The sequence below is a fragment of the Amycolatopsis sp. WAC 01375 genome (assembly GCF_003947325.1).
GTDB lineage: Bacteria > Actinomycetota > Actinomycetes > Mycobacteriales > Pseudonocardiaceae > Amycolatopsis.
This window is the reverse complement of sequence record NZ_QHHW01000047.1, coordinates 126,442-134,414: the sequence shown is the minus strand read 5'-3', so window position 1 is coordinate 134,414 and position 7,973 is coordinate 126,442. Positions and strand designations below refer to the sequence as shown.

At 68.8% G+C, this 7,973-nt stretch carries 5 protein-coding genes; 1 reads left to right on the top strand and 4 read right to left on the bottom strand.

Annotation, left to right across the window (positions count from 1 at the left end; genetic code table 11):
• Positions 1 to 132 precede the first annotated feature (132 nt).
• From DL991_RS32225 to DL991_RS32215, 3 genes are all read right to left on the bottom strand, one after another.
• On the bottom strand, positions 133 to 492 hold the full coding sequence (locus DL991_RS32225; protein WP_125788120.1) for an STAS domain-containing protein: 360 nt from the start codon (positions 490 to 492) through the stop codon (positions 133 to 135).
• 75 nt (positions 493 to 567) lie between these two features.
• Positions 568 to 2,079 (bottom strand): CYTH and CHAD domain-containing protein, encoded by a 1,512-nt coding sequence (locus DL991_RS32220; RefSeq protein ID WP_125788119.1) that lies wholly within the window; start codon positions 2,077 to 2,079, stop codon positions 568 to 570.
• Positions 2,080 to 2,145: 66 nt separating this feature from the next.
• Entirely contained in the window at positions 2,146 to 3,003 is an 858-nt protein-coding gene (locus DL991_RS32215; RefSeq protein WP_125788118.1) for a helix-turn-helix transcriptional regulator, read from the bottom strand.
• A 518-nt stretch (positions 3,004 to 3,521) separates the two neighbouring features.
• Here DL991_RS32215 and DL991_RS32210 point away from each other — a divergent pair.
• A complete protein-coding gene (locus DL991_RS32210) occupies positions 3,522 to 4,640 on the top strand; it encodes an erythromycin esterase family protein (RefSeq protein ID WP_125788117.1) in 1,119 nt (372 codons plus the stop codon).
• Positions 4,641 to 4,979: 339 nt separating this feature from the next.
• Here the strand turns inward: DL991_RS32210 and DL991_RS32205 are convergent, their stop codons facing one another.
• Positions 4,980 to 7,946, bottom strand: a complete 2,967-nt coding sequence (locus DL991_RS32205) for a BTAD domain-containing putative transcriptional regulator (protein WP_125788116.1) — start codon at positions 7,944 to 7,946, stop codon at positions 4,980 to 4,982.
• Positions 7,947 to 7,973 lie beyond the last annotated feature (27 nt).

Genomic DNA, 7,973 nt, shown 5'->3' with positions numbered 1-7,973 from the left:
CTTCGCGCCCAGGCGGTCCCCGACGGCACGGGCGGACGCGGCCGAGTACGACCCGGTACGAGGCCGATCCGCCCGCACCGCCAGGAACCACCTGGATCACGAAGCCCATCGAACAGACTTGTGAAACACGCCCTAGGCGCTGTCCTGTAAGTCCTCCACGTTACGCCGGACGTCGAGATCGGCTCCGACCCCGCTGACGTCCAGAATCCGTGACACCAATGGGGTCTTCACGATCACCGAGAACCGGGGCGCCACGGCGTTGGCCTCTTCGAGCACGTGCAGCCCCGCGCAACTGAGGAAACCGACCCTGGACAGGTCCAGGATCACTTGCTTGCCCGTGCCACACGCGCCGGTGAGTTCGGTACGGAACCGTCCGACGGTGGCCGCGTCGATCTCCCCCACCGCGGTGAGGACGACGACGCCGTCTTTCCGGCGGCGGGTGGTCACGGCCAGGGGCGGCTGTTCGCCGGGAACGCGCTGGCCAGGCAACATTGGGGGCGCCTCTCTCCAGACCACCAAGTTCCCTCGACCGTACTCAGCGAGGGCGAGAGGTCAACCCGGGCTACCTCATTTGAGCCATTTCGGGCGGGAACCTTTACTCATCTCTTGCCATTCTCCGGCGAAGCGCCGACGCTCGGCCTCGGCGGAGGCGACGGAACGTCCGTGCAGGAGGCCATACGTGAAAGCGTTTTCGTTCTCGGCGTAGGCACGGAGACCGAGAAGCCGCAGGGTCTCCCGGGTGACCACGAAGTCGTGGTGCGTACCGAGCGTGCTTTGCACTTCCTTGACGTTCTTTCGCCATTTTCGAAGCTTCTTGCCGGTCACCGGCCGGACCGCGTCCGCCGCGTACCGGGCACGCTTCGCCTTCTTGCGCACCTCGTGCAACGCGGCGTCCTGCTCCGCGCCGCTTTCGAGCTCACTCGCCGCGGCGACGGCGCTGTGCAACTTCCGGTCCGTACGCGCGACCGCCTTGCGTAGTTCCTTCTTGCCTTCCTTGATCTTCCGCGGTTTGCCGACGAGCTTTTCCAGCGCTCGCAACAATTCCGTGTACCGCTTGCTGTCGAGCGCCCGGATGGCGCGCGCCTTCGACTCTTCGGCCTCGCGCGCGAAGTGCCTGGTCATCAGCTGCTCGACGTTGCCGAGTACCAATTCGGCCGGGAGTGCCTTGACCTCGTCGTGCAGGCGTGCGGCCATCACCTCGGTGTCCCTCGCCGGCCCGAGTTCGCCGCCGAGCCAGCGAAGTTCGGCGGTGAGCCCGTTCGCGACGTCGGCGTCGAACGAGCGACCAAAGGTTTTCAACCCGCTGCGCAGCCGCCTGCTCGCGACCCGCATCTTGTGCACCGCGTCCCCCACGTCCCGGCGCACCCCGATGTCGTTGCGTCGCAGCACATCCAGCTGCTCAGCGAGATAATCCGCCAGCACCGAACCGGACGCTCCCCGCGCCGAAGGCACGAGCTCATCGGTCAGCCGCCGAAGCTTCGACGGCCACCTCGACCGCTCCGCGCCCGCGCTCACGACAGCCTGGTCCAGGCTGTCGAGCACGGCGGGATCGGCGCCGGGCGAGAGTTCGATCTCGATCTCCCGCCAGCGGTCGAGGTGCGCCTTGTCCCCGCCGGCCTCACCGGTGACGACGTCGTCGGTCAACGTCGCCAGCTCGCGGCCCTCGACGTCGAGCAAGGCGTACGACGTGCGCTCGGTGCGCAGATGCGCGGCCTGGACGAGTTTGGCGCCGAGGGTGTGCGCCCGGACCAGCCTCGCCAGCGCGCCGGGCACCTTGTCCGGCTTGCCGGACAGCGGGAGGCGGAGTTCCTCGCGCGTGTCCTCACCGACGGGGAGCTTCAGGTGCCAGCCCTCGTCGCTTCCGCCGAGCCTCCGCCGCAGCGTGATACCCGCCTGCGCGAGCCGGAAGTCGGGAGTGTCGAAGTACGTGGCGTCGAGGAGGTCGACCCTCGGATCGGCCTGGCTCGTCACGGGACCTACCGGGACCAACCGCGGGATCGGCCTGTCGGCCGCCAAGTCGTACTTCCGCTCGATCTCCGCCTCGGCGACCGGGGCACCACCCTGCGTCTTCGACACCACGAACTCCTTCTCCTCGGCTACAGGAAGGATTACCCCAGGAGGCCGCCGAGGGAAACCTCGTCAGGGTCACTCCTCCATCCGGTCGTACCGGTCCGCCCACTCGGCGAGCAGCTGGCGTGACCGCTCCTCGGTCAAGGAATCGCTTTCCAGGCGCGCGACAAGTGAATAATACGCCTCGACCGCCACCCGGTCGTCGACGAACACTCCAGCCGCGTAGGAATCCGTGTACACCACCGCCGGATGTTCCGTGAATTCCATGATGGTGAAAGAATTCTCGATCGTTCTGCTCACCTCGTTGCTTTCGGGGACGATACGAATGGAGCAATAGGGCAGGTTCGCCGACAGGACGAGATGGAGCAGTTGCTCGTGCATGATCCGGGGACCGCCGATGACCGACCGCAGCGCGCGCTCGTGGACGTAGAACCGGCACTTCGGCGGCTTGTCGCGCTGCAGCAACCGCTGCCGGTCCATCCGCGCGCTCACGATCATGTCCAGCTGCGCCTGGTCGCGGTTGCCGATCAGCTCGAAGGCGGTGCGGGCGTACGGCTCGGTCTGCAACAGCCCGGGGAGGGTCAACGACTCGTAGCGGACCAGCGTGTGCGCGAGATTCTCTTGGATAGCCAGGGATTCCATCGGGTCGACGAGCTCGTCGAAGTACGGCCGCACCCAGTACAGGTCTCCGCCGGGCTGCGTCAATTCCAGCAGCAGGTCACGTTCGGGCTCCGCCTCGCCGCAGGTCGCGAGATACAGCGCCGCGTCCACCACGGACAGCTCGCGCAGCCCTTGTTCCCACCTCGTGACCTTGCTCTGCAACCAGCCGTTACGGCGGCTGACGTCGGCTCCGCTGAAGTGCCTGCGCTGCCGGAACGCCCTCATGCGGTGGCCCAGTTCCCGGGTCCGCGCCGTCGAATCCTTCTCAACCATGCGGGCCAAAGTAGGGCCGAACTCCGGCCGCGCGGTGATTGCCACGCGGTAATTCACCTCAACTGCTGATAACTTGCGCTCGCGCATATGCGCGAAGCGCCACTTCGCAAGCGAAGCGCCTTCGCGCGCGAAGGGTTCTTTAACTTTATAGCGGAAGAAGTAAATGCGGGCGAGTTATTCGGAAGTGGATTTGTTGCGGTACGGCAGGCGGCCGTTGCCTGTCCGCCTCACGGCGGGTGGCGCCGGGAGCGAGGTGGCGGGTCGGCCAACTCTTGTGTCGTGACTGCTAGCGCCGTGGCGATGACCGAAGTCCGTGAAGGCCTCCTTGAGGGACTCTGGGTCCCTCAAGGAGGCCTTCACGGACTCGGGCCTGGCATCAACCGCAGCCGAAACCATGTAGGTACCTAAGGCACCCTTGACTCTGACCAGCTGACGGCCGGTTTGAAGCTTTACCGCCACGGACCTAGTCGCAAGCAGGCAAAGTTTCAACCGAAGAATCAACGATACGCTTGAACCTCATGAGTCAAGACATCCGAGACTTCGTGACCCCTTCCTGTGACCTGCTCGCCCTTGGCGAGCCGACGCACGCGACCCCGGTCTTCGCCGACGTCCGCAACGAGCTGTTCGCCCAACTCGTCGACCGCGGTTTCCGTTCGATCGCCCTCGAAACGGATCGCGTGGCCGCGCTCGTCGCGAACGACTTCGTCCGGGACGGCACCGGATCCCTCGACCTGGCGATGAGCGAGGGCTTCACACACGTCTTCGGTGGTGTGGAGGCGAACAGGCGACTGATCGCGTGGATGCGCGAGTACAACGAAAACCGGCCTCCCGAGGAGCGGCTTTCGTTCCACGGCTTCGACACCCAGACCGAGAACACCTCCGCGCCCAGTCCGCGGCGCTACCTCGAGTACGCCCGCGACTTCCTGGAGCTCGACGTGGACATCGCGGGCCCGGCCGGTGACGACGAGCGCTGGAGCCGCACCGAAGCCGTCATGGACGCGGCTGCGTCGCCCGGCGCAACTGCCGACGCCTACCGGCTGCGAGCGATCGCGGCCGACCTGCTCGACGCGCTCCGCTCCCGGAAACCGGAGCCGGTGACGGACGACTGGTCACGGGCGGAGGTCAACCTCATGGCAGGCATCGATCTGCTGCGCTACCACCGGCAATGCGCCGAACCTCTCGAGCCGCACGAGCGGTACGCGCCCCTTGCCGCCACCAGGGACGCCATCATGGCGCGGAATCTGCTGGACATCCGCGCCGCCGAAGCCGTTCGCGGCAGGACGCTGGTCTTCGCCCACAATCTCCACCTGCGCCGTCAATCGAGCACGATGCGCGTGGCCGGGACGGAGACGCACTGGTTTCCCGCCGGCGCGCTGGTGGCGCCGCTGCTCGGCGATCGCTACACGTTCGTCGCGACCAGCCTCGGCCGGTGCGAGGCCATAGCGCTCCAAGAGCCGGAACCCGACACCTACGAAGGATTCCTTCAGAAACACGTCACCACGGCTTGGGGCCTGCTCCCCGCCACCGACGTCCCGCCCGCGAGCGTCCGGACCGATCCCACTCCGCGGCAGGGCTACTTCCCGCTCGACCAAGGGATTCTCGGCGACGCGGACGTGATCCTGCACGTCAGCGCCTAGGCCGTGTCCGGTAAGTCTGTTCGATGGGCTTCGTGATCCAGGTGGTTCCTGGCGGTGCGGGCGGATCGGCCTCGTACCGGGTCGTACTCGGCCGCATCCGCCCGTGCCGTCAGGGACCGCCTGGGCGCGAAGACCGCGAACATGACTTACAGGACACGGCCTAGCCGTCGAACCGGGTGACGCCTCCTGCCCTCGGAAGGCGTCACCCGGCCACGAGTACGCGCCGCCACCCCCAGTCCCGCGATTTCGGGACGGCGCGAAGTCCGCTCGCCTGAGCCGCAGTCAACACGCCGTCGCCATAACTTCGCCAAACGCCGTCGCCGGTACTCCCTCGCCGGGCTATGCGGGAGTCACCCTGGAGCGGATCTTGGTCAAGGCTTCACGAGCCCGATCCCGCTGGCGCCCGCTCCTGTCCACGGCGGAGAGGTCCCGGAGCGCACGCAGTTCCCACACCGGGAAGCCCAGCTCGCGGAACAGTCCTGCCGCCGTGCGGAGCCCTTCGGCGGCTTCGGTCGCGACGCCTTCGTCGGCTCGCAGACGACCGAAGCTCAGCAGGGCATATCCGCCGCCGCGCCGGTCTCCGAGCTCACGGAACGTACTCATCGCGAGGTCCAGATGCTCGGCGGCCCGGCCATGTTCACCCGCCAGACGCAGCGATTCACCGAAGCTTCGATGCGTGTAGGCGACGGCGTGCCGGTGCCCGACGTCCTCGAACAGCTCCAGCGACCGTGCAAGACACCGTTCGCTCTCCCCCGCGTCGCCGGTTTTCGCGTGGAGATCCCCGAAACTACGGAGAACGTGCGCCTCCCAGTGACGTTCGCGCGAGCTACGGGTGCCGAGCAGGGCGCTCGTCAGCAGCTCACCGGCCTCGTCCACGCGACCGTTCCGTCGCAGGACGTCGGCGTACCGTTTGGCGGACCGGTCGTGTTGCCGCCCGTCCTCGCAATGGAGCGAAAGGAGCAGGCTCGCTTCGAAACATTCCTTCGCCCGGCGGAAGTCGCCGAGGTCGTCCCACAGCGAGCCGAATTGGGCCGACGCCATCGCCTGCCCGGCGAGATCACCGCAGTCCCGCAACAGGTCCATCGCCTCCCGCAGGGCGTGGACCGCCGAACCGGCCCGGCCGGAGTCCGCGTCGACGTCGGCGAGCGCGACGAGTGCGGCCCCGGTGCCCGGCTGGTCACCCGCGGCGCGAAATCTCGCCTCGGCCAGCGAAAAGCAGGTTCTCGCCCGGGCCAAGTCTCCCGCGTCGGCGTGGGCGTGCCCGAGTTTCAGCAGTTTCCGCGCCTCCGCGGGGAGATCGAGGCGATCGCGCACGATGCCGAACCCGACCCAGGCCGGAGACCCGCCATTGCGCGGCCCGACGAGATCGCTGTAGGCGTCGGACAGCCGCGCGGTCAGCTCGGTCCAGCCGTGGCTCTTCGCGGTCCGGACGGCGAGGGCCAGATTCGCGGTTTCCGCGACACGCCAACCGATCGGATCGGCCGCGACGCGATCCGAGGCCGCCGCGGGAGCGTCACCCCGTCGAGACGGCGGGCATCCGTCGACGAGGGCGGCGGAAGCGTGTTCGGCCAACGCCGCCATGACCGTCAGCGCTCGGTTGATGGCTGCCGGATCAGGCGGCTCCCGGAGCGCGAGCCGGACGAGATCCGGCAGCCGGTACCGAAGGACGCCGGATCGGTCGGGCCCGGCGTGGAGCAGGTGGTCGTCCACCAGTTCGTCGAGCTGCTCGGCCGCCTCGCCCGGCGAACGGCCGAGCATGGCCGCCGCGAACCAGTCGGCGATCTCGGTGGCACCGGGGAAACCAAGCAACCGCAAGGAATTCCGCTGCCGTGGCGAAAGCTCGGCAAGAGCTTCGGCGAGCACCGGGCGGACGGCCAGGTCGCCGGCGGAGAGTTCGTCGAGGCGCAGGCGCTCGTTCTCCAGGCGGGTCGCGAACTCGGCGACGCTCACCCTCGGCCGCAGCAGCAGCTTCATCCCCGCCGCGCGCACCGCCAGCGTGAGGCCGTCACAGCAGGCCAGCACCCGGCGGACGGCGTCGGGTTCGGCGGACAACCGGGTCTCCCCGGCGATGGCTCCGAGCAGTGCCCGCGCTTCCGAGTAGGACAGCGTGCCGATCTCGACCGGCCTGGCGCCGACGAGTCCGGCCAGCCGTCGCCGCGTCGTGACGATCGTCGCGCAGCCGGGACCGCTCGGCAGCAACGGCCGCGCCTCGGCCTCGGACCGGCAGTTCTCGAGGATCACCAACAGCCGCCGGTCCGCGGTGTGGCTCTGCCACAACGACATCAGTCCCGGCCGGTCGGCGGGGAGTTCCGCTTCCGCAAGGCCGAGCGCACGAAGGAGCCCGACGAGCACGTCACCGGTCTCCCGCAGGTCGGCGACGAGCTGCCCGTCGGGGAACCGCTTGCGCGCCCGCCACGCGGCCTGCACGGCCAGCGTGCTCTTCCCCGCTCCCGCCGCCCCGTGCAGCACGACCGGCGCGGGACTTCGCAGCGCACGGACCACTTCCGCCAATTCCGTCGCCCTGCCGGTGAAATCCGGCGTCGCAGGCGGTAGACGGCATGGCGCTCGGCCTGCCGACCACCCGGTTCCGGCGATCCGGCGGTGGGCCGCGAGCAGCTCCTCCCCCGGTGAGACACCGGCGTGCTCCCACAGCGCGTGACGGCACCGGTCGAGGACGGCCAGCGCCGCGTCCCGCCGCCCGAGCCCGTGCAACGCCTCGGCCAGCCACCCGGCGAGGCGTTCGTCGGCGGGCCGGACGGCCAGCTCGGGTCCCAACCGGTCGGCGACGGCCTTGTGGTCACCGGCCGCCAGCTCCAGCTCGACGAGTTTGCCCAGTACCGAACTCCGCTGATCCTCCAGCCACAGCCGGTGCGCCTCCACCAGCGGACCAGCCGGAACGTCGGCGAAGGCCCGGCCACGCCACAGTCCGAGCGCCCGTTCGAGCAGTGCCCCGCGCTCGTCACCGGTCGCCCGCGCGGCCGCGGCGGTCAGCTCGGAGAAGCCGGTGACGTCCAGCTCCCCTTCGGACACCGTCAGCCGGTAACCGCCCCGGCCGGCCCGCAGCCGCTGCCGGACGTCGTCCGACGGCACGCCGGGTGACAATGCCTTGCGCAGCTTGGAAACCGCCATCTGCACGACCGCGGCGGCACTCGACGGCGGCCCCTGCGGCCAGAGTTCGTCCACGAGGGTGTCCCGGTGGACGAACTCGTTCGGCCGGGTCAGGAGCACGGCGAGCACCCGGCGGGGCTGAGCCGCCGAAGGCAGCGGGACCGAGGCCGCGAGCGGGCCGAGCACCTGGAACTTCACGAACCACCTATCACCTGTACGGATGAC